General features: G+C 68.2%; 18 protein-coding genes. 6 read left to right on the top strand and 12 right to left on the bottom strand.

Annotated elements, in window-relative coordinates:
• The first annotated feature begins 330 nt into the window (after positions 1 to 330).
• The 4 genes from tsaA (at position 331) to ACWEN6_RS16760 (ending at position 3,872) form a co-directional block, all read left to right on the top strand.
• Positions 331 to 801 carry a tRNA (N6-threonylcarbamoyladenosine(37)-N6)-methyltransferase TrmO gene (gene tsaA / locus ACWEN6_RS16775; protein ID WP_354841550.1) on the top strand — a complete coding sequence of 157 codons (471 nt, stop codon included), beginning with the start codon at positions 331 to 333 and terminating at the stop codon, positions 799 to 801.
• An 823-nt stretch (positions 802 to 1,624) separates the two neighbouring features.
• Positions 1,625 to 2,275, top strand: coding sequence for a hypothetical protein (locus ACWEN6_RS16770; protein ID WP_452570988.1), 651 nt, complete (start codon positions 1,625 to 1,627; stop codon positions 2,273 to 2,275).
• A gap of 29 nt (positions 2,276 to 2,304) precedes the next feature.
• The gene (locus ACWEN6_RS16765; protein WP_452570987.1) at positions 2,305 to 3,198 is read left to right on the top strand and encodes a hypothetical protein; all 894 of its coding nucleotides are present in this window, start codon (positions 2,305 to 2,307) and stop codon (positions 3,196 to 3,198) included.
• 8 nt (positions 3,199 to 3,206) lie between these two features.
• A complete protein-coding gene (locus tag ACWEN6_RS16760) occupies positions 3,207 to 3,872 on the top strand; it encodes a hypothetical protein (RefSeq protein ID WP_452570986.1) in 666 nt (221 codons plus the stop codon).
• 567 nt (positions 3,873 to 4,439) lie between these two features.
• Here ACWEN6_RS16760 and ACWEN6_RS16755 read toward each other — a convergent pair.
• Together ACWEN6_RS16755 and ACWEN6_RS16750 are read right to left on the bottom strand one after the other, a co-directional pair.
• Positions 4,440 to 4,664, bottom strand: a complete 225-nt coding sequence (locus ACWEN6_RS16755; protein WP_452570985.1) for a DUF397 domain-containing protein — start codon at positions 4,662 to 4,664, stop codon at positions 4,440 to 4,442.
• A 24-nt stretch (positions 4,665 to 4,688) separates the two neighbouring features.
• The gene (locus ACWEN6_RS16750) at positions 4,689 to 5,549 is read right to left on the bottom strand and encodes a helix-turn-helix domain-containing protein (protein ID WP_452570984.1); all 861 of its coding nucleotides are present in this window, start codon (positions 5,547 to 5,549) and stop codon (positions 4,689 to 4,691) included.
• Positions 5,550 to 5,774: 225 nt separating this feature from the next.
• On the opposite strand from ACWEN6_RS16750, the gene ACWEN6_RS16745 reads away from it, so the two are divergent.
• Positions 5,775 to 6,362, top strand: coding sequence for an ATP-binding protein (locus ACWEN6_RS16745; RefSeq protein WP_452570983.1), 588 nt, complete (start codon positions 5,775 to 5,777; stop codon positions 6,360 to 6,362).
• 334 nt (positions 6,363 to 6,696) lie between these two features.
• A complete protein-coding gene (locus ACWEN6_RS16740) occupies positions 6,697 to 7,131 on the top strand; it encodes a hypothetical protein (RefSeq protein ID WP_452570982.1) in 435 nt (144 codons plus the stop codon).
• Positions 7,132 to 7,671: 540 nt separating this feature from the next.
• On the opposite strand, the gene ACWEN6_RS16735 is transcribed toward ACWEN6_RS16740, so the two are convergent.
• The 10 genes from ACWEN6_RS16735 to ACWEN6_RS16690 all read right to left on the bottom strand — a co-directional run bounded on the left by ACWEN6_RS16735 (position 7,672) and on the right by ACWEN6_RS16690 (position 18,942).
• Positions 7,672 to 9,054 (bottom strand): aldehyde dehydrogenase family protein, encoded by a 1,383-nt coding sequence (locus tag ACWEN6_RS16735; RefSeq protein WP_452570981.1) that lies wholly within the window; start codon positions 9,052 to 9,054, stop codon positions 7,672 to 7,674.
• Positions 9,054 to 10,163 carry a phenazine biosynthesis protein gene (locus ACWEN6_RS16730; protein WP_452570980.1) on the bottom strand — a complete coding sequence of 370 codons (1,110 nt, stop codon included), beginning with the start codon at positions 10,161 to 10,163 and terminating at the stop codon, positions 9,054 to 9,056. Before ACWEN6_RS16730 ends, ACWEN6_RS16735 begins: the two co-directional genes overlap by 1 nt.
• 83 nt (positions 10,164 to 10,246) lie before the next feature.
• A complete protein-coding gene (locus ACWEN6_RS16725; RefSeq protein ID WP_452570979.1) occupies positions 10,247 to 10,942 on the bottom strand; it encodes an FmdE family protein in 696 nt (231 codons plus the stop codon).
• Positions 10,939 to 11,553 carry an MPN domain-containing protein gene (locus ACWEN6_RS16720; protein ID WP_354916265.1) on the bottom strand — a complete coding sequence of 205 codons (615 nt, stop codon included), beginning with the start codon at positions 11,551 to 11,553 and terminating at the stop codon, positions 10,939 to 10,941. The genes ACWEN6_RS16725 and ACWEN6_RS16720 overlap by 4 nt, the downstream gene beginning before the upstream one ends.
• Entirely contained in the window at positions 11,540 to 12,976 is a 1,437-nt protein-coding gene (locus ACWEN6_RS16715) for a class-II fumarase/aspartase family protein (protein ID WP_452570978.1), read from the bottom strand. The genes ACWEN6_RS16720 and ACWEN6_RS16715 overlap by 14 nt, the downstream gene beginning before the upstream one ends.
• Complete coding sequence (locus ACWEN6_RS16710) at positions 12,973 to 14,157, bottom strand: Glu/Leu/Phe/Val dehydrogenase dimerization domain-containing protein (protein WP_354841568.1); 1,185 nt, start codon at positions 14,155 to 14,157, stop codon at positions 12,973 to 12,975. Before ACWEN6_RS16710 ends, ACWEN6_RS16715 begins: the two co-directional genes overlap by 4 nt.
• A 591-nt stretch (positions 14,158 to 14,748) precedes the next feature.
• The gene (locus ACWEN6_RS16705; RefSeq protein WP_452570977.1) at positions 14,749 to 15,360 is read right to left on the bottom strand and encodes a carboxymuconolactone decarboxylase family protein; all 612 of its coding nucleotides are present in this window, start codon (positions 15,358 to 15,360) and stop codon (positions 14,749 to 14,751) included.
• 153 nt (positions 15,361 to 15,513) lie between these two features.
• Positions 15,514 to 16,422, bottom strand: coding sequence for a carbohydrate ABC transporter permease (locus ACWEN6_RS16700; protein WP_452570976.1), 909 nt, complete (start codon positions 16,420 to 16,422; stop codon positions 15,514 to 15,516).
• Positions 16,423 to 16,474: 52 nt separating this feature from the next.
• The gene (locus ACWEN6_RS16695) at positions 16,475 to 17,386 is read right to left on the bottom strand and encodes a carbohydrate ABC transporter permease (protein WP_452570975.1); all 912 of its coding nucleotides are present in this window, start codon (positions 17,384 to 17,386) and stop codon (positions 16,475 to 16,477) included.
• A 209-nt stretch (positions 17,387 to 17,595) separates the two neighbouring features.
• Positions 17,596 to 18,942, bottom strand: coding sequence for an extracellular solute-binding protein (locus tag ACWEN6_RS16690; protein ID WP_452570974.1), 1,347 nt, complete (start codon positions 18,940 to 18,942; stop codon positions 17,596 to 17,598).
• Between the last annotated feature and the right edge of the window lie 177 nt (positions 18,943 to 19,119).

Raw genomic sequence — 19,119 nt, 5'->3', positions numbered from 1 at the left:
TCACAGGAAAGCGGCCGCCGCTCCTCGGTCACGGGAGAGGGCCGCCGCGGAAGGACGGGGGGCGTGACGGAATGCCGGACGGCATGAATCCCCCCATGGTCCTGGAAATCACTGAGCCTGCATTGTCGGGTGGCTCCGCGTGCCGGAGCAAGCGTGCCACCGCCCGTAGGGGGCACCCGAAAACACCCATAAAAGGGATGAAGAATCCCATTTCGCAATACCTGTGCACGCGGCCGCATGGAGCGCCGTTGTGGGATATTCGCAGGTGCCCCGTACGATCCGACGAGCATCCGCGCGCGGATGCCTTTCCCGTGAATCGAGGTCGATGACGTGCCCGAGCAGACCGCCGACCCCGGCGTCCAGCAGCCGGTCCAGGTCAGCCCGATCGGTTACGTGGTGACCGGCTACGCCCGGCCGCAGGACGCCCCGGCGCAGGCCACGGAGAACTACGGCGAGCCCGGCAAGGTGGTCGTCTACGACCGGTTCGCCGACGGCCTGGCCGGCCTGGAGCGATGGTCGCACATCTGGCTGCTGACCTGGCTGCACTCCCAGGACGACGACGAGGCCGGAGCGCTGAAGTGCGTCCCGCGCGGCGGGGCGAGGGGCGGCGGGCACCGGGGGGTGTTCTCCACCCGCTCCCCGAACCGGCCGAGCCGTCTCGGGATGAGCCTCGTGCGCGTGCTGCGCGTCGAGGACGGCGTCGTCCACTTCCAGGGCGTCGACCTGGTCGACGGCACCCCGGTCCTGGACATCAAACCCTGGGTCCGCGGCACCGACATCCCCCCGGACCTCCCACGCTGACCACTTCCTTCGCAGGGGTGCGGTACATCCGGCGCGCGAGAGCGAGATCTCCCCGGTAGGGGTGATCGATACTCGCGCCCCGGGCACCGGCAACTTGCATCAGCTTTCAGTCTGAGGGCGACAAGCCGTCACCGGCCCACAACTCACCCGGCCATGGCAGGTGCTCCGGTCGCTGCCGAAACATCGTCCGGGGCCGAGTGAGCGCATCACGCCCGGACCGTGAACAGACCGTGCGGCCCTTGACGCTCTGCTCCCAGCCCCATGATGAGGACAACTCCCGGACCATCTACAGCCCTCGGCCGCTCTCACTGAACGGCCCAGCCTGAGCAGGGGTCGTCGGGATGCTGGTGGGTGACCCCTCGTCGCTCACCTCCACCCGGTACACCCGGACCTCCGCCACGCCGCCCGGCCGCCGCCCCGACTCCGAATGCCGCACCGCGTTCGTGAAACCTCGCTGACCAGGATCTCGACGTCGTCTAGATCTCGCCTTCCGGCCCCGTACAGCAGCGTACGGACATAGGCTCCCGTGCGACCTTCACCGAACTGTTGAGGCCTAGATACTCGGCCTTGTTCCTCTTCACCAGCACCCAGCCGATCCAGGAAACCCTGAGCTGGTCACGATGGCGACGCGCCACCAAGCCCAAACGCGACAAGCCCACTAGCAGCGCAGATCACAACCATGATCTCAACACGTCTCTGGAGGCTGGGCACGGCCGACACCTGGGTCATCGAGGCTGACAGATGTCTACGCTCGATTGCCGATCGCCGCAGCCCTATTTGTGGTTATCCTATCCGGGTGGGGGGTAACGCCACATACTCTCGGATGAGCGGAGGTTCCCCATTGTTTGCTCAAACATGCATTAAAGGCGTAACTGGTATCAGCTTTCTCGAGGCAGAAGAGATCCTCGCCGGAAGCGGACTTTTATGCAACTGGTGGCGAAGAGTGAGACTGATCAGTCCAAACCAGGTTGATGAGCGCCTTACCTCTGCCAATCTGAATCTACACGTCAATTCGTACGACGCTCAACATCCGCAGTACGATGGCCTTGTAAGGGAGGAAACGCCTTTCATTTCTCTGACCGCAGGGGCGGTCGAGCGCAGCGTCTTCTACAGTACTAACCTTGTTCATCCGGCTCATCAGACCGCACTCCTGTTCGCCTCCGACTTCGGCCGTGCTAGAGGTGAGTGTTATTTGTTCTATTGCTGGGTGATAGTTGGGATGAATCCTGCGGCCGAGGTCCGCCATCTGGCCGAGGAAGTGCGGGAACTTAATACCTATCGCCGATACTCGGCCTTCCAGTCGGAAGGGGAGGTGGCGGCCAAGGTTGAGGTGCCGGCCCGGCAGATTCATCGGTTTGAGCGGTACGAGATATCCTCTGACGGACGCGGGCTTCGGCTGGACTTCAAAGATGCCGCCATCAATCCCCGCTACGTCGATCCGTACTCGGTGGTCAACATCAGAGGGGCGTTCTGATGCCTCGATTGGATACCCTTCACGCCGTAATGGAAAACCTCGGGATTTCGGAAGAAGTTACCTTCTCGCAGGCCAGTTATTACATCGCCTATGCGGAGAGGCTGGAGCGCGCACGATCCCAAATCGCAAACGGCGTCGATGGCGACGATGATGTTTGGGCGCGGATCGCCATGCCAGTTGAAGGTTGGCTCGGGCCTGCCGTCATCGCCTCCACACTTCGTCTAGCGGCCCAGCATGCTGCCCTTGTCGATGTGAGACAGGCCGCGGTGCTGGCTGTGCGCAGTGGACTGGCCTATTTAGAAGCCGGACTTCCCTTCGGGATGTTCGCGCTGGCCGGTCTTCTCGATGACGAGCGCCTGTCGAGGGCAATGAGAAGGAGTCGCATCAGATCGCACGATGATGCACGTGAGAATCCTGTCCAGCTGACGTACTTCCTTCTGGCGCATGCCTCGCGACCCATGCTGCGGGAGTACACGAATGCCAAGTCAGCTGATATCCTGCGAACTCTGCGCTCACATTCGCTACATCCGATCGGCCCGCAGGGCGTTCCAATTGCCGATTATCTTGCTTTTAGTGAATCACTGTCACAGCACGATACTCGCGATGCGCTAAGCCACAACAGACCCGCTCTGCTACTCGCGGAGATGGGCGAGTTGCAGGCGAGGACGCTGCGTGCAGCGATGCGTAGCCGCTACCTCTGGGAGCGTGGAGCCGCTCCGGTCAACATTGTGGATCTGGAGCAGGTGCTGATGTGCGGACTATTGATGATGCGGTCCGGAAAGCGGCCCACCGTGGTGCACGAGGAGGTAGCAGCTGAACTCCAGGGCCCGGATCCCCTTGCCGAACTACCTGTATGGGCAGCACGAAAGATTGAGGAAGCACTCGTTGACATGCGAGATGAGGAACTGGGCCTGGAAGGGTGAGTCAAACCATGCTTCTCGCAGTTCCCGCGACCGAGGGCGAACCGACGTGGTTACAGACGCTCCGAGTGGTCCCGTCCTTGTTGTGGCCGCTGCTGGTGCTCCTGGTCCTGTTGCTTTTCCGACTGCAGATCAGGGAGAAACTGGGCACTATCAGATCGATCAGAATAGGAGATATCGAGACGCTTTTTTCTGAGAAGCTGCATGAGGTCGAGCAGTCCGGGGCACCTGCCAGTGCAGCGGATCGACGTGGGGCAGTAGGTCGTGCGACCAGCGCGAAGTCGATGTGCATGGGCAGACGGATATTGTGGGTGGATGATCGTCCTGGCGGCAACCAGTCGCTTGCTCGAGTCCTTGCCGAGCTTCTCTCGGTTCGGATCGATTATGCATTGAGCACCAGTGAGGCACTCGATCACTTAAGGCGCGACGCTGAATATGAGATCGTGATCACTGATATGGCCAGGCCCGGTGACCCTGAGGCAGGACTAGCTCTTATTCGGAGCATGCGGGAAGAGGGCCTGACGCGGCATACAATAATCTACAGCAGCCTGAGCAATTTGGACGTCGGAGTACCGGCCGGAGCTTTCGGACTCACGAACCGCCCCGATCAACTTCTGCAATATGTCATAGACGCATGTGAGCGAAACTATTGGGAATTCGGGGCGAGTGACGCCTAATCGTTCCTCTGGCGTTCCAGATGAGACCCCGCGTTTTCCGGACAGCTTCGTATTGATCGCTCATGCCGCGCGCTGTCGACTCGGATACTCATTGCGGACCTTAGGCGGAGTCCGGTATCGGCTCATGGAAGCTCATGCCGGCTGCCGCCGCGCCTTGGTACCCGTGGGTACGGGGCACTACTGAGACTGAGTGACCGCGACCACGGAGTGGTCCAGACAACGACGGATCGTTATGGACGCGGCCCTGAGAGGGTAATGGGCGGTGCCGGGCCGATTAATCGATCCATCGCGCGGCCTTCGTTATTTGGGCAGTTGGCTGCTGGTGAACGGCGTGACCTTCGGCCTCGCCGGGAGCGTCATCAATTCGTACTACACCGTGGTCCCCACCGCCCGCCGTCGCTGCCTAGCTCGCCGGGCCGACCGCGTACCAGAGGACCGAGGACGGCGCGGCGGGGCGATAACCTGCTGTCGGTCGGCACTCCGAGTGTCGAGTTGGCCCCGCTGTTGGAACAGGACGCCGACTCATATACCCGGGTGCACCGTAGGCTTCAAAAGCGCCGCCGACTATCAACTCGCGACGCCACGCCTCCTGCCGAACCGTTCCTCCTTCACACTAGCGAGGAAGAACCGCCAGCCGGCACTTTCCAGGATCACGATGGGGCCGACGTTCTTGCTGTCACGTACGGCGATACCCCCATCCGGGAGCCCGGCTACCTCGACACAACTGCCGCCGTTTCCCCCGCTGTAGCTACTCTTGTACCACTTAACCTGCGATAGGTCTAGACCGGGCACCGATAGCACTCCTTCTGCCGCGGCCTAAGGAATGGCCTTGGCTGCCTGTCTTATAAGGGTCAATGACTCTCTTGGATCAAGTGCTGACGCGCGCAGGTGATCGAACATAAGCGTATAACTCCGTACTTCGTCCGGTTTTTCCAGATAGAGGCTTCCTGTGGCGTGCTCGAGATAGGTGACGTCGTCTCCGCCATGATCGGTAAAGGAGAGGATGGCGAATGGCCCCAGCATGGCAGCATGTGCCCCGACCTCATAGGGCAGGACCTGCAACGTCACGTTCGATAGAGCGGCTACATCGACGAGCCTGCGAAGCTGCTCACGCATCACCGTCACCCCTCCAACGACGCGGCGTATAGCCGCCTCGTTGAGGACCGTCCAGAAGCGCAGGGGATCCTCGCTCTTGGTGATGATTTCCTGACGGGCCATACGAAGCGCCACGTGCCGCTCGATCTCTTCTGGGCTGTCGGTCACGCGCGCCGCCTCGTACACGGCTCTCGCATAGTCCTCGGTCTGCAGAAGTCCATGCACCAACTCGGATTCGTAGTTGCGCAGCGACAGGGCCTCCGCCTCCAGCCCCACATAGACCTGGAACCACTGGGGAATGACATCGTTATACGCGTGCCACCAACCCTTCTCGCGGGACTGCCGGGCCAACTGGACGAGCGCATCATGTTCCGCTCCCGGACCTACGCCGTAAAGCAGGAGCATCGTACGCACGTCGCTGACGGAGATTCGCAGAGTTCCACCCTCGACCTTGGTCATTCGGGACGATGACCATCCGAGGTGCTCCGCCACTTCCTCCTGTTTGAGTCCTGAGCTGAGACGCAATCGCCGGAGTTCTTGGAGAAGACGGCGATGGCGGACAGTTGGGGAGAATCTCGCCATACAGGGCTTCCTCCTCTCTTTGTGATCGAAACACTACCCAGTGTGAAGATTTTTCGCCGAATCGGTTGCACGTTCAGAAGTGCAGGTGCAAATTCAGCACGTGACGTTCGGTGGAGCTCTCGTCACGAGGGCTTGGTGAACGGCCACACATCAACGCACCGCGCATATGGATGCGTGGGCCACGTAAGCCTGTGGAGGTCGAGGGTGGGGCGAGAAGCAGGGCGATTGGAGTTGCTGGGGGCTGGAGCTCGGGTGCTACAAGTACTTGAGCGCGAGGTGTTGCGCATCGACGTCCCGCTTCGGTATCAGATACCCGCGCAGCGCGTCCCTGAGGCGGCCGACGGCGAGAGAACCGCGGCGGCATGGCGGGCGCGAACGGTCGCCGGGTACGTCGTTCTCGCCGGACGGGTAGAACAGGTCGGCGTGGCACGCGCGTTCGCGCGCAAGCTGCTCGGCGGAGATCCTCTTCTGGACACGGCGCTGCTGGTGGTGTCCGAGATGGTGTCGAACAGCGTCCAGCACTCACGGTCGTCGCTTCCAGGTGGCACCGTCACGCTGTACATCCTGCATGTCGACGCCCGGGTGCGGATCGAGGTTCAGGACGACGGTTCTGACGGGATCCCCTGCATGCGCCCCGCCGGCTCGGAGGCGTTCCCGGAATGGAGCGGTGACCTCGACGAGGTGGATCTTCGAGGCCGGGGCCTGCGCCTGGTCGACGAGGTCGCCACCTGCTGGGGATTCGCCATCGGCCACAGGAAGACCACCACCTGGGCGGAACTCTCCTCCTCCACCGACTCCCAAAGCCCGACATGACCGCCGCCGTCCTGCCGTTCCGGCAGGACGGCGGCGGGCTTGGCGTGGTCCGGCCTGCCGCCGGTAGAGATCGTGCTGGCATGGCTACGCCTTCGCCTGGCGGCACATGGTTTGACCAGCGGCTGAACTCTGCTGGGCGAGGCTTCTCCCTCGCCGGACGGTGGGGCGATCGTCAGGGATGATGGGACCTTCGGTTGGCGCGTGGTCAACGTACCCCACCTCGTCGCCCTCGTCCGCGCCGGAGCCCGCTTCGAACGAGGCGTCCTCGTCGAACGCGGGCCGGCGGCCGCGGCCTGGCGTGCGGTGCTGCACAGACACCATGAGAGAGGCGGCAATGGACCAAGGCACCCGCGGCGAGCTCATCAGCTGGCTGACCGAGGCGATCAGATCCGTCACGACCGCGCACCCGCTGCGGGTCGCCATCGACGGGCCGCCCGCCTCCGGCAAGACCACGCTGGCCAACGAACTCGCCGTCGCACCGCGCGCCCAGGACCGCGACGTCATCCGCGCGACCATCGACGACTTCCTCTTCCCCCGAGCACATCGCTACCGACGCGGCCAGTACTCGGCCGAAGGCTGCTACTTCGACGCCCACGACCACGCCGCGCTGTGCCGCGTCCTGCTCGATCCGCTGGGCCCGGGCGGAGACCGAAGGTTCCAGCACGCGGTCTACGACACCGGCACCGACACCCCATCGTCCCCGCCGGCCATGACTGCCCCCGCGGACGCCGTACTGCTCTTCGATGGCGTCTTCCTCCTGCGCCCGTAGCTCATCAACCGGTGGGACCTGCGCATCTTCGTGTCCGTCCCATTCGAGCAGACGATAGATCGCGCCCGGGACCGAGGCACAGCACTGGCCGGATCCACCGCCGGCACCGCCCAAATCGAACGGTCGTGGCGCGACCGCTATATCCCCTCCCAGCAGCTCTACTTCGCCACAGCCCGCCCAACCGACCACGCCGACATCATCGTGGACAACGAGCAGCTCCAACGGCCAGCCTGGGAAGTCCGACCACACTCGTCGATACACAGGATTTGACAATTGCTCCTTCACCTGTGCTCCTGGCCTTTGGTCGCTTCCCCTGTGGGCGGGGATACGGTGGACAGGAGGGTCGGCGAGAGGCATCTGTAGCTGGACGACGCCTACGATGCGTCGCGATCCGAGGCCAGGATGTCGGCGCCGCCGTACGGTGCCCGATCCGCCGGATTCTCGGATGGGGTGACGGCGCCCGACGTCCGCACATCGAACCGAAGGGCCCGCGGCCGGGACGGCCGCGGGCCCTGCTCGTGCTGTGGCGGCATGACGCCTTCAGGGACGCTTGGCGACGCCGTAGGCGCGCACCTCCATGAGGTCGCCGCTGAGGTAGCCGTCGTGGGGGCTGGTGGGCCCGGCCGCGTGGGTCGGCAGGCCGCCGACGACGACCTTGCGGATCGACGGCTCGCGCAGCAGGGTCCGCGCCAGCTCCTCGTCGTCGCTCACGACCGACAACGCCAGCGTGTCCTTCAGCGGCGTGACCGGGTCGCGCCGGCTCCACGGCAGCACCCACACGCACGCGAACGGCAGCTCGATGCCGCCGCCCGGGTGGTCGGGGCGGTCGCACACCAGCACGGCCGGCCGCAGCGCCGCCGACCCGTCGCCGAGGTCGGCCACCCCGCCGTCGCGGTACAGCGGAGCGGTGACCTCCACCGCCCCGGCCAGCCGGGACGACAGGTGCGCGCGCATCGCCCGCGCCTGCTCGATCGGCATGACCGGAAGCTGGGCCTCGCTGGTCTGGGGCGGCGCGGCGACCAGGGCGGCGAGCCGCCGGGCGATCGCCTGCCCGAGCTCCATCGGGTCGCCGTCGGTGAACACGGCGCTGGCGTTGGTGCACCGCAGCCCCGCGTCGTAGGCCACCGAGTCGCAGATCACCTCCAGCGCCCGGTCAGTGATCGCGCCGGTGTGCAGGACCTTGGACCTGCCCGGCCCGCGCGGCACCAGGCCGGGGTTGTCGGCGTAGCGCCGGATGGCCGCGTCACCGCCGAAGACCAGGCTCAGGTCGGCCGCCTTGACCAGCGCGTCCGCCGTGGCGTGCCCGCCGGGCAGCAGCGACAGGCGCGACGGTTCCATCCCCGCCTCCAGCGCCGCGGCGATCAGCCGCGACGGGGTGAACGGGTCCCGGGTGCCCGGCCGCACGAGCAACTGGTAGCCGTAGGCCAGCGCGTGCACCCACTGGGTGTGGGTGCCCGGGTTGTTGCTCGGCGCGATCACCGACAGGGTGTCGCCGCGCCGCAGCCACACGGCCCTGATCTCCCCGGCCCCCACGGTCGTCGCGGCGCCGGCCGGACGCTCGGCGGCCACGCGCAGAGGGGCGTTCGCGCAGGTCTCGGCCATGTCGGTGACCGAGCGCCGCGCCACGGAGATCGGCACGCCGGCGCTGCGCGACTGCATCTCGCAGTAGTCGGCCGGCGTGAGCCCGTTGAGCGTGGCCGTCCCGAACAGCTCGCCCATGCGGCGGAAGGTCTCGGCGGACGGCGCCTCACCGACGGGGCGGCGCCGCAGCTCCGCGACCGTCAGCGTGGCGGCCAGCGGCGGCGCCATGTCCACGTCGGCCAGGGGCGTGCCGTCGACGCCGCGCAGCAGCACCGTCTCGGCCGACTTGGCGGCGACGCCCGCCCGGATGAGCGGGACCTTGTACGCCGTTGCCACGGCCATCAGTAGACCCCCTCGATGATGGTCTCCTTGGCGGTCTCGTTCGGCCGCACGTCGGAGACCTCGACGCCGGGGTGGTCGTCCAGCGGCGCGCGCAGCGTGACCATGTCGCGCTCGACGGTGGGCGGCATGAACAGGTCGCGGGTCAGCGACGTGATCTTGACGACGCCGCGGGTGCCGACCGGCACGGTCGTGGTGAGGTCGACGGGGTCGACGACGTCGACCACCGTGTAGGGGTAGAACGGGCGGAAGACGCACGGCGACGGGTCGCCCTCGACGCGGGTGCGCTGCGGGGCCATGCCCATCATCGTGTTGCCGTACGCCCCGGCGAACTTGGCCCCGGGGAAGGCCTCGTTCTCCAGCAGGCTCAGCGTCTCGGCGTCGATGCTGGTGCCGCCCCAGATGAAGCCGCGCGCCTTCTCGCGCAGCGGCTCGTACACGTCGGGCCGGGCGACGATGCGCTCCAGGATGCGGGGGGTGCTGGAGACGGCCTGGATGTCCTGCGACAGCAGCACGTCCCTGACCTGGTCGAGGATGTGGTCGATGTAGCGGTCGGACTCGTCCTGGCGGCCGGTGGCGATGCACCGCTTGACCCAGCGCGGGTCCAGGTCGACGAAGTAGGCCAGGAAGCCGCGCAGCTCGGTCAGGTTGCCGATGTTCTTGGCCATCACGTGCGGGCCGGTCGGCCCGATGTGCAGCCATCCGGCCTGCTTGCCGCCGCTCGGGAAGCCCTGCTCGTCCAGGAACATGCTCTGGTACTCGATGTTGCGCCTGCGCGAGGTGGCGTCGACGATGCGCTTGGGCGCGCCGGTGGTGCCACCCGACTCGTACACGCCGAAGCGCCCGGGCCGGTCGAGGCAGCCGCGGGGGACGAGCGTGTGGGCGGGGATCGTGCTCCAGTCGATCTTCACGTCGGCGAAGAGCCGCTGGAGGTCGTCGTAGGTCTTGACGTCCGACAGTGGGTCGAACCCGAACGAGGCGGCCTGCTCGATCCAGAACCGGCTGCCGGTCGAGGGCGAGAAGTGCCACGTCATCGTCGCCACGACCAGCTCGTCGAGGTCGGGTGCCTGGTCGACGGGCGCCTCGAAGACGGCGGCGAAGTCATCGGACATGAGATTCCCTTTCTCGGATCGCCAGCGGGGCCCGCGGCGCGGCGTGGTGCCGGCCGCGGGCCGGGGCGGACCGCCGGCGCGGGTCAGTTGTGCTGGAGATGGCCATGGCCGTGCTTGTGCTCGGCCTGGTGACCGTGGCCGTGGCCATGGCCGTGGCCCGCGTGGTCGGGGGGCAGCACGCCGCCGTGCGCGGCGAGGTGGCAAGGCGGGCAGAGCAGACGGCCGCGGTGGTCGTGCAGCACGGCGGTGCTGGTGAGCTCCTCGCAGCCGTCACAGGGGGCGTGCGGCCGGGACTTCTTGGCCGCGGGGGCCTCGTCGGCGACCGGCTCGATGAGCAGGATCTCGTCCACCGGGGCGGCGAGGATCCGCTGGATGCGCTCGGCCTGCGCCTGGGAGAAGCGGGCGCGCTCCTCGCCGGTGGCCGTGCCGCCCTCCACCTTGTGGGCCAGCGCCCACAGCTCCTCGCCGCGGAACGCCTCGCTGCCGGGCTTGGCGGTGACCCGCAGTCCGGCTCCGTCGGAGACGCGCCAGAAGGTGAAGGCCACCTTGCCGTTGTCCTGCAGGATCATGTGGCGGTTGCCGACGGTGCACCCGGTGAGCACCTGGACGGCGTCTATGGCGCACCCGTCGGTCTCGCCGACCGCGACGACCTCGTTGTCGGCGCCGTGCCGGCCGAGGTGGGAGATGGCGACGTGCGCGATGCGCAGGCCGACGGCCGACCCCGGGCACTTGTGACCGTGGAAGCCGGTGACCTGCGCGTAGTCCTCTATATAACTCATCGATGGCTCTTCCTGTCGATGGATATGGCGTGGGGGGCGGCCGGCAGCAGCCGGACGTCCGCCTCGCGGTCGTTCTGTCCCTCGTAGAAGGCGCGCACCGTGATGCGGTGCAGGTCGGTGGCCGAGACGATGAACACCCACTGGCCGGACTCCTCGGCGAGCAGCCGGTCCAGCCGGGTGCAGGTGTCGCGGCGCGGGTCCTGCGGCCAGGGGACGCGGTGGGTGTGGTAGTTGCCGACCACCGCGAGGCCGTGCTCGTCGCAGAAGTCCTCGGCGTCCATCAGCTCGCGGGGGTGGGCGATCCACCCCCGCTGGTCGTTGGGCGTCTCCGAGGGGATGGCGTACTGATCGACCAGTTCGTCCATGTCGTCGGCGATGTCCGGGTCCCTGCGCATGTTGGCCAGGAGGGGGAGCACGGCCGCCACGTGCAGGGTCGTCCCCGCCTGGCGGCCGAGCAGCAGGCCGAACGCCTTGCGCTCGGACACCTCCCCCTCGATGTAGTGCCCGGTGAGCTTGCGGACGACGTGCCCGGCGATGCCGGCGAACAGCGGGCGCGGCAGCGTGATCTCGCGGACGTCGGCCAGCGTGGCCCGGACCTCAGTGGTGGGCAAGAGCGGTCTCCTTCACCGGCTTGCCCAGCAGGCGCCTGGTCTCCGCCGCCCACGCGCGGGCCTGCGCGACGGTGTACATGGTGAGCTCGGAGGAGTGGCCGAGGTAGGAGGAGACGTCGAAGATTCCGGCCAGCTCCTCCTCGCTGAGGTGCTGCGCGACGCCGTTCTGGCGGATCAGGTCCTCCAGCGGCGTGCCGGTGCTGCGGGACTCCTGGCTCAGCTCGTAGACGTGCTCGTGGGCGGTCTGCTTGCCGATGTGCTTGCCCAGGGCGAGCATGAGCCGCTCGGTCACGATCTGCCCGGCGACGACCTTGGTGTTCTCCAGCAGCCGGTCGGGGTGGATCTTCAGACCGTCGACGATGAGACGCGTGATGTCGCAGGCCGCGAGGGTGTAGTGCGACACCTCCGGCACGCACGCCCACTCAAGGCGCAGCGACCGGGAGTCGCGCTCGTGGTCGCCGCTCATCGCGGCCAGCGCCACGCCGACCGTGCCGGCGGACAGGCGCGACAGCATGACGGTCTGCTCGCACGCCTCGGGGTTGCGCTTGTGCGGCATCGTGCTGCTGCCGACCCGGCCGAGCCGCCACTCCTCCTCCACCTCGCCGAACTCCGGCCGCGCCAGCAGGCGGACCTCGTCGGCGATGCGGCCCATGGTCCCGGCGACGATCGCCAGGGTGGAGACGAACTCGGCGATGCGGTCGCGGGCGACGTGCCAGGCCAGCGGCGCGGCGCTGAGACCGAGGCGGGCGGAGAAGCCGCGCAGCAGGTCGATCGCCTGGTCGCCGAAGCCGGCCATCGTGCCGACGCCGCCGAACAGCTCGGCGGTCAGCACGCGCGGGCGCAGGGCGCGCAGCCGCTCGCCGCTGCGCAGGATCTCGTCCATCCAGCCGGCGATCTTCAGGCCGAAGCCGATGGGCAGCGCCGGCTGGGCGTGCGTGCGGCCGAGCGCGACGGTCTCGGCGTGCGTCTCGGCCAGGTCGGCCAGCCGGGTGACGATCGCGAGCAGCTCGTGCTCCATCGCGTCCACGACGTCGCGCATCTCCAGCGACTGGGCGGTGTCCTGGATGTCCTGGGTGGTCGCGCCGTAGTGGACGAACTCACCGGCGCCGTCGGGGACGGACGCCTGGAACACCCGCAGCAGGCCGACCAGCGAGTGGCTGGTGCGCCGGATCTCGGCCCGGACGGCGCCGAGGTCCAGCCGCTCCACCTTCGCCGCGGCGGCGATCTTCTGGGCGGCGTCGGCCGGGATGATGCCGAGGGCCGCCTGCTCCAGCGCCAGCGCGGCCTCCACGTCGAGCCAGCGCTGGAAGCGGCAGCGGTCGCAGAAGATGCGGCGGCTGGCGGCGGTGCTGTAGCGGTGGCCGTAGAAGGCGGAGTCGACGATGTGGCTGCGCTCGTGGCGGCACGGTTGCTCGGTGCTCATAGGTTCTCTCCTGAGGCGATGAGGCCACTGCGGCGGGACGCAGAGGTCGCGACCCGGTTGCCCTTCGGACGCCGGCTCGCGCGGGCGTAGGGGCTGTGGCCGTACGGGGGCTGGTCGGGGTGAACGGGGGCGTTCGCCGCGATGTCGAGCGCTACCTGCCGCGGTGACATCCCTCGCGTGCGGGAGCCGGCGATGACGTCGATCACCAGTTCGCGGGTGAGGAAGGCGACGTTGTCCAGCACCTCGTGCGGCTCGGGCAGCGTGGCGGGTCCGAAGAGCGTCTCCATCGAGGCCGACCCGCCGATGCCGCCGATGAAGTCGGGCACGACCAGCACGCCGCGCTCGTTGAGCACCTGCTCGGCGGCCTCGCTGAGGCCGCAGTTGGCGCCGACGACCACGACGGGCGCCTGCAGGGCCTCGGCCTGCTCGACGGTGATGGCGTTCTCGACGGCGGCGAGGATCAGCACGTCCACCGGCAGGTCGAACAGCGTCTCTCCGGGCAGCCAGGCCAGCCGGGAGGTCTGTTCCGACACCGGCCGCGACTGGTCGTGCTCCAGCATCGCGGTGACGTCCAGGCCGCGCGGGTGCACCGCGCAGCCGTAGGCGTCGGCGACGGCGACGATGGCGGCGCCCTCGGCGACCAGCGACTCGGCGGCGGCCCTGCCGAGGTTGCCGAAGCCCTGGATGGCGACGTGCAGCCCGGTCGCCAGGTACCCGGCGCTGTCGGCGGCGGCCAGGGCGGAGTGCGCCACCACGTGTCCGGCGCGCCGCTGCCCCACGGTGCGCCGGCCGACGGAGGCGTCCAGCAGGCCCATGCGCGCGAAGTACTCCTCGTCGGAGAAGCCCTGGGCGTTCTTGACCGCGTACTTCACCGACCGCAGCCCGACGCCGGCCGCGAGGCGCTCCAGGTCCTCGAACCGGGTGCCCATGTCGCAGCCCATGCTGTAGCGGGTGGTCAGCTCGCCGGAGACGAACGACAGGAAGCGCGAGATCACCTCTTCGGCGTCGGCGGCCATGGGGTCGTAGGCGAGCCCCGACTTGGCGCCGTCGACGTTGATGCCGAGCACGCGCTGCTTGAGCGTCATGCGCTCGGCCAGGTCGATGAGGGTCTGGACCTTCAGCCCCGGCTGGACGCGGAACCCGCCGGCGGCCAGACGGCAATCTTCCCGGTCATATACCAAATAGCCCGGGCAACCGTGTACAGGGTCGGTGTATTCGATGACACGTGGCATGTGCAACCCCCCCAGGGATCTCCAGATCGGGGCGAATCTGTGAGTGTTCGTGATGGTGCACATCAGCCAGATCGATCGTCAACGAACGCGGTATTCACTTGTACGGGGGGGTGGCGTGCCGCGCTTTCCGGGTGGCCGTCCAACGCTGGGGTCGGTTGCGGGGGCGGGTAGGGGGTGGCTCGCGCGCCGGAAGGTGGGGGAGATGTCGCGTGGCCGGGATCACCTGCGCGAGCGCGCGGGCGCGCGGCCGTTCGCCGGGCCGGCGGCGGCGCGCGGGACGGGCTTACGGACTGCCCCGTCCCGCTTTTGCGTGCCGCCGGATATCGCTGATCATCGCAAGGGCGTACAACTGCTCAAAGGCCGCACTTGTCTGCGGAACCTCCAGAAGCGACTCTGAGCAATTTGCCGTATATGTACGACGACATCCTTATCTCGGGGGTGAAAGGCGGTGCCGCCGAAGGCATTTTATCGGTAATGAGGAAAGTTTGGCAGGTGCGAAGTAATCGCATTTACCGCCTGCCGCCGCCCGGCGGCGCGGGGTCAGGCCGCCTCCTCCTCCCACGCGAAGGCCTGGAGCGCCGGGTCCACGGGGGCGCCCGTGAGCCGGTTGGCGTAGGTGGAGATGGTGTAGGCGCCGACGCCGAGGACGACCTCCAGGGCGTTGCGCGGCGTGTGCCCGGCGGAAAGGAAGGCGCGCGTCTCCTGCTCGGGGACGGCGCCGAGGTGGTCCATCACGGCGAGGGTGAAGCGCCGCAGCGCCTCCAGGCGGGCATCCGGCAGCGGCGCCCGCGTCCGCAGCGCCTCGACCAGCTCGGGCGCGGCCTCCAGCCGGGACAGCGCCGCGGTGTGCATCGCCACGCAGACGTGGCAGGCGTTGCGGGTGACGACGGTCATGACGACGACCTCCCGGTCGAGCGGGGCCAGGGTGGTCCGCTCGAACAGGGCGTTCGCCCCCAGGAAACCCTTGAGCGCCTCGGGAGAGGCGGCCATCCGCGCCACCGCGGCCGGGAGGTGGCCGAGCTTCTCGCGCGCGCCCTCCATGGCGGCGCGGGCGCCGGCGGGCGCGGACTCGGGAGTCAGATCGGGGAAGACGTCGGCGGTCGTATTGGTAGATGTGCCGGTAGATGTGCCGAGGGACGTGCTGGGGGACATGGGGCCCTCTTTCCGTACGCGGCGACGTCGCCGCAAAAGGTCAACCTGGTTGCCCATATGGTAAACATGGTTGTCCGATCACCGCAACGAGGAGTCCGCTGTGGAGCCAGGGGAGGGCCCGGCCGGCCCCGGTGGGACGCGCCGGCGCCGGGCTCAGCCGCGGCGGCCGGTGGTGGCGATGCCCTGGACGAAGTAGCGCTGGCCGAGGAAGAAGACCAGCACCAGGGGGAGCGTGGTGACCACGCTCGCCGCGAGGACGATCTCCCACTTCGGGTCGCCGCCCTGGTAGAACTGGTCGACGATGGCCTTCAGCCCGCGCGGCAGCGTGAACAGCGCGGGGTCCTGCAGGTAGATGAGCGGCCGCATCAGGTCGAACCAGCTCGCCTTCAGCTCGAAGACGAAGGCGATGATCAGCGCCGGCCGCGACAGCGGCAGCGCGATACGCCAGAACAGGTCGAAGTACGACGCCCCGTCCACCCGGGCGGCCTCGAAGACGTAGCGCGGCACGCCCAGCAGGAACTGGCGCAGCAGGAAGATGTAGAAGGCCGAGCCGAACACGTTGCCCGCCCACAGCGGCACCTGGGTCCCGGTCAGCCCGAGGCCGTTCCAGATCAGGTACGTCGGCACCAGCGTGACCACCGCGGGCAGCATCATGGTCGCCAGCACGCTGCCGAACAGCAGGTCGCGTCCGGGAAAGCGGAAGTAGGCGAACCCGAAGGCGACGAACGCGCTGGACAGCGTGACGGTCGCCGCGGCGGCGACCCCGACGACCAGCGAGTTCACCAGCCAGCTCAGCACCGGCGCCGCGTCCCACGCCGCCAGGTAGTTCTGCGGCGCGAACGGCCGCGGCCACGGCAGGAACGGGTCGGCGAACGTGCGATCGCGCGGCTTGAGCGAGGCGACGACCAGCCAGACGAACGGGTACAGGAACACCGCGGAGGAGGCGGCCAGGATCGTGTAGAAGAAGACCTTCCGCGTGCCGCGGCCGGCGGTGTCGGCGGCGGGCCCTCCCGTCTCGGCGGGCGCCGCCACCGCGGCGGCCCGGTGGTCGACGGCGGTCATCCCGCGTGCCCCTCGAGCGCCGCCACCATGGTGGCGGGGTGGTCGACGGCGGTCATCCGGCGTGCTCCTCGGCCTCGTAGTACACCAGCCTGCGGCCCACCCTCACCTGGACCAGGGTGATCACCGCGATGACCGCGAACAGCAGCCACGCCAGCGCGGAGGCGTAGCCCATGTGCAGGAACTGGAACCCCTGCTGGAACAGGTAGACGACGTAGAACAGGGCGGCGTCGCCGTAGGACTGCTGGGCGATCTGGTTGCCGAAGAACATCGTGTACACCTGGTCGAACATCTGCAGCGAGGTGATGGTGTTGATGATCACCACGAAGAACAGCGCCGAGCTGATCATCGGCAGCGTGACCGCGCGCAGCCGCTGCCAGGGTCCCGCGCCGTCGATCATCGCGGCCTCGGTGAGCTCCTTCGGCACGTTGCGCAGCGCCGCGAACAGGATGATCGTGGTGGACCCGAGGTTCCACAGGGACATCAGGACGATGCCCGGCAGCACCCAGTCGGGGTCGGTGGTCCACTGCGGCCCCTGGACCCCGAACAGCCCGAGGAACTGGTTCACCATGCCGGCCTGGCCGTTGAGCAGGAACAGGAACAGCACGCCGACCGCCACGTACGGCGTCATGGACGGCAGGTAGAAGACCGTGCGGAAGACCTCGGCGGCGCGGCCGGTGACCCGGTTCAGCACCAGGGCGAGGGCCAGGGCCAGCACGATGGCCAGCGGCACGTGCAAAAGCGTGTACAGCACGGTGTTGCCGACCGCGCGGGCGACCTTCGGGTCCTGCGCCATCTTCGCGTAGTTCCCGAGGCCGGCGAAGCGCGGGCTGTCGATCAGGTCGTAGTCGGTGAACGACAGCACGAGGCTGGCGACCATGGGCCCGGCCTGGAAGACCACAAGGCCGATGAGCCACGGCAGCAGGAAGACGTACGCCCACCGTGTCTCGGCGCGCGGCCTTCTCACCTTCGCGGCCCGCCCCCGCCGGCCGCGGGTGGGTGCTCTCCGGTCACTCCCACCCGATCCTGGACCACAGGGCGACCATGCCCTCGTCCTCCATGGTGTCGCCCTCACGGGTCGCGGGGATCGCGGGAATGCGGTGCGTCATGTTCTCCACCTTCCTTCCGTGTGGTTCCTCGTCGCCGGCCGCGACCGCCCGGGCGGCGGCGCCGTCGTCAGTGGTTCACGTCGTCGAGGGCGCGTTGCGCCTCCTGCTGGGCCTGCTTCAGCGCCGGCCCGGCCTTCTGCCTGCCGAGGAGCACGCGGGCCGCCGCGTCCTGCCACGCCTTGGTGAACTCGGCGGCGGCTCCGGACTGCGGCACCACGAACCCGGCCCGCTGGACCGAGCGGATGGTCGTGACGGCCTGGTCGTAGGGGCGGTGCCCGCTCGGCTTCACGACCTGCGAGAAGATCACCTCGTCGGCCTTCATGTTGCCGGTGTAGGTGCCGATGTTGACCTTGCCCTCCTCGGCCCGCTTCCGCGCGCGCGCCTTGGCGGCGGCGATCCAGGTGTCGGCCGAGGTCATGGTCTTCATCCACGCGCAGGCGGCGTCGGGGTTCCCGGCGCCCTTGGGCACCACCCACGCGTTGCCGCCGACGTTGTTCACCGGATGGCCCTGGCGGTCCTTGAACGGCAGGACGGTGATGCCGGCGCCGGGGTTGGTGCCGGCCATCGAGCTGACCAGGAACTGCTCGGTGAGCATCGCGCCGATCTGGTCCTTGGCGAAGGGGTTCTCCGCGCCGAAGTAGTCGAAGGTGTCGGTGAACGCCTTGAGGCGGGTCCAGCCGCCCTGCGCCTGGACCAGGCCGGAGACGTACTCCAGCGCCTCCACCACCTTGGGGTCGTCCAGGTGGGCGGTGCGCCCGTCGGGCGAGAGCAGGTCGGCGCCGTTGGCCTTGGCCCACAGCGGCAGGAACTCCGGCAGCTTGGGGTAGAAGCCGAACCGCTCGATCTTCCCGCCGCTGCTCTTGGTCATCTTCGTGGCGAGGCGGGCCAGGCCGTCCCAGTCGGAGGTGTCGATGGACGCGGGGTCGACCCCGGCGTCCTTGGCCGCCTTGTCGTTGACCAGCAGGATGATCGAGTTGTAGAACTCGGGAATGCCGTACCACTTGCCCGCGTACCGCACCTGCTGCTGGGCGGCCGGGTAGTAGTCGCCCGTCGGGATCTTCTGGGTGGAGACGCAGGTGTCCAGCGGCTGGATGGCGCCGCGGGCGGCGTAGCCGCCGATGCGCTCGCGCGGCATGTACACGACGTCCGGCGGGTCGCCCGCCGCGACGGCGGACAGGAACGCCTGCTCGTCGAACTGGCCCTGGTTGATCTGCACGGTGGTGTCCGGATGGGCCTTCTTGAAGGCGTCGACGCGCACGGTGGCGATCTCGTCGGGCAGGCCGAACCCCATCGTGGTCAGCGTCCCGGATCCGCCGCTGCGCCCGCCGCCCGCCGCTTCGCCCGTCTTGGCGCCCACCCCGCCGCACGCGGCGAGGGCCGCGGCCATGACGGCCACCACGGCCGTGCGGCTCACGCGCGAACCGTCCAACGACGCACCCCTTTCGCCCGGCACCCGGGCGGCTCACACTGAGCTCCAGGTGAAGTGCGGTCTTCCCGTACAACGGCGCTTAAACGTGAACGCCCTTCCTCCAGGGGTTGGGTTCGTGAAGAGGCGTGCGCGCCGGGGCCGGCGGCCGCGCGGAGGCGGTCG

This window comes from Sphaerisporangium sp. NPDC004334, from assembly GCF_053602655.1.
The sequence above is the reverse complement of the archived record's forward strand: the minus strand, read 5'-3'. Positions and strand labels throughout refer to the sequence as shown.

What these genes read in the sequence shown, in the direction of transcription:
- ACWEN6_RS16770 (WP_452570988.1), top strand. Translation starts at nt 1,625, where the DNA reads ATGAGCGGAGGTTCCCCATTGTTTGCTCAAACATGCATTAAAGGCGTA.
- ACWEN6_RS16765 (WP_452570987.1), top strand. Translation starts at nt 2,305, where the DNA reads ATGGAAAACCTCGGGATTTCGGAAGAAGTTACCTTCTCGCAGGCCAGT.
- ACWEN6_RS16760 (WP_452570986.1), top strand. Translation starts at nt 3,207, where the DNA reads ATGCTTCTCGCAGTTCCCGCGACCGAGGGCGAACCGACGTGGTTACAG.
- ACWEN6_RS16750 (WP_452570984.1), bottom strand. Translation starts at nt 5,549, where the DNA reads ATGGCGAGATTCTCCCCAACTGTCCGCCATCGCCGTCTTCTCCAAGAA.
- ACWEN6_RS16740 (WP_452570982.1), top strand. Translation starts at nt 6,697, where the DNA reads ATGGACCAAGGCACCCGCGGCGAGCTCATCAGCTGGCTGACCGAGGCG.
- ACWEN6_RS16735 (WP_452570981.1), bottom strand. Translation starts at nt 9,054, where the DNA reads ATGGCCGTGGCAACGGCGTACAAGGTCCCGCTCATCCGGGCGGGCGTC.
- ACWEN6_RS16730 (WP_452570980.1), bottom strand. Translation starts at nt 10,163, where the DNA reads ATGTCCGATGACTTCGCCGCCGTCTTCGAGGCGCCCGTCGACCAGGCA.
- ACWEN6_RS16725 (WP_452570979.1), bottom strand. Translation starts at nt 10,942, where the DNA reads ATGAGTTATATAGAGGACTACGCGCAGGTCACCGGCTTCCACGGTCAC.
- ACWEN6_RS16715 (WP_452570978.1), bottom strand. Translation starts at nt 12,976, where the DNA reads ATGAGCACCGAGCAACCGTGCCGCCACGAGCGCAGCCACATCGTCGAC.
- ACWEN6_RS16705 (WP_452570977.1), bottom strand. Translation starts at nt 15,360, where the DNA reads ATGTCCCCCAGCACGTCCCTCGGCACATCTACCGGCACATCTACCAAT.
- ACWEN6_RS16700 (WP_452570976.1), bottom strand. Translation starts at nt 16,422, where the DNA reads ATGACCGCCGTCGACCACCGGGCCGCCGCGGTGGCGGCGCCCGCCGAG.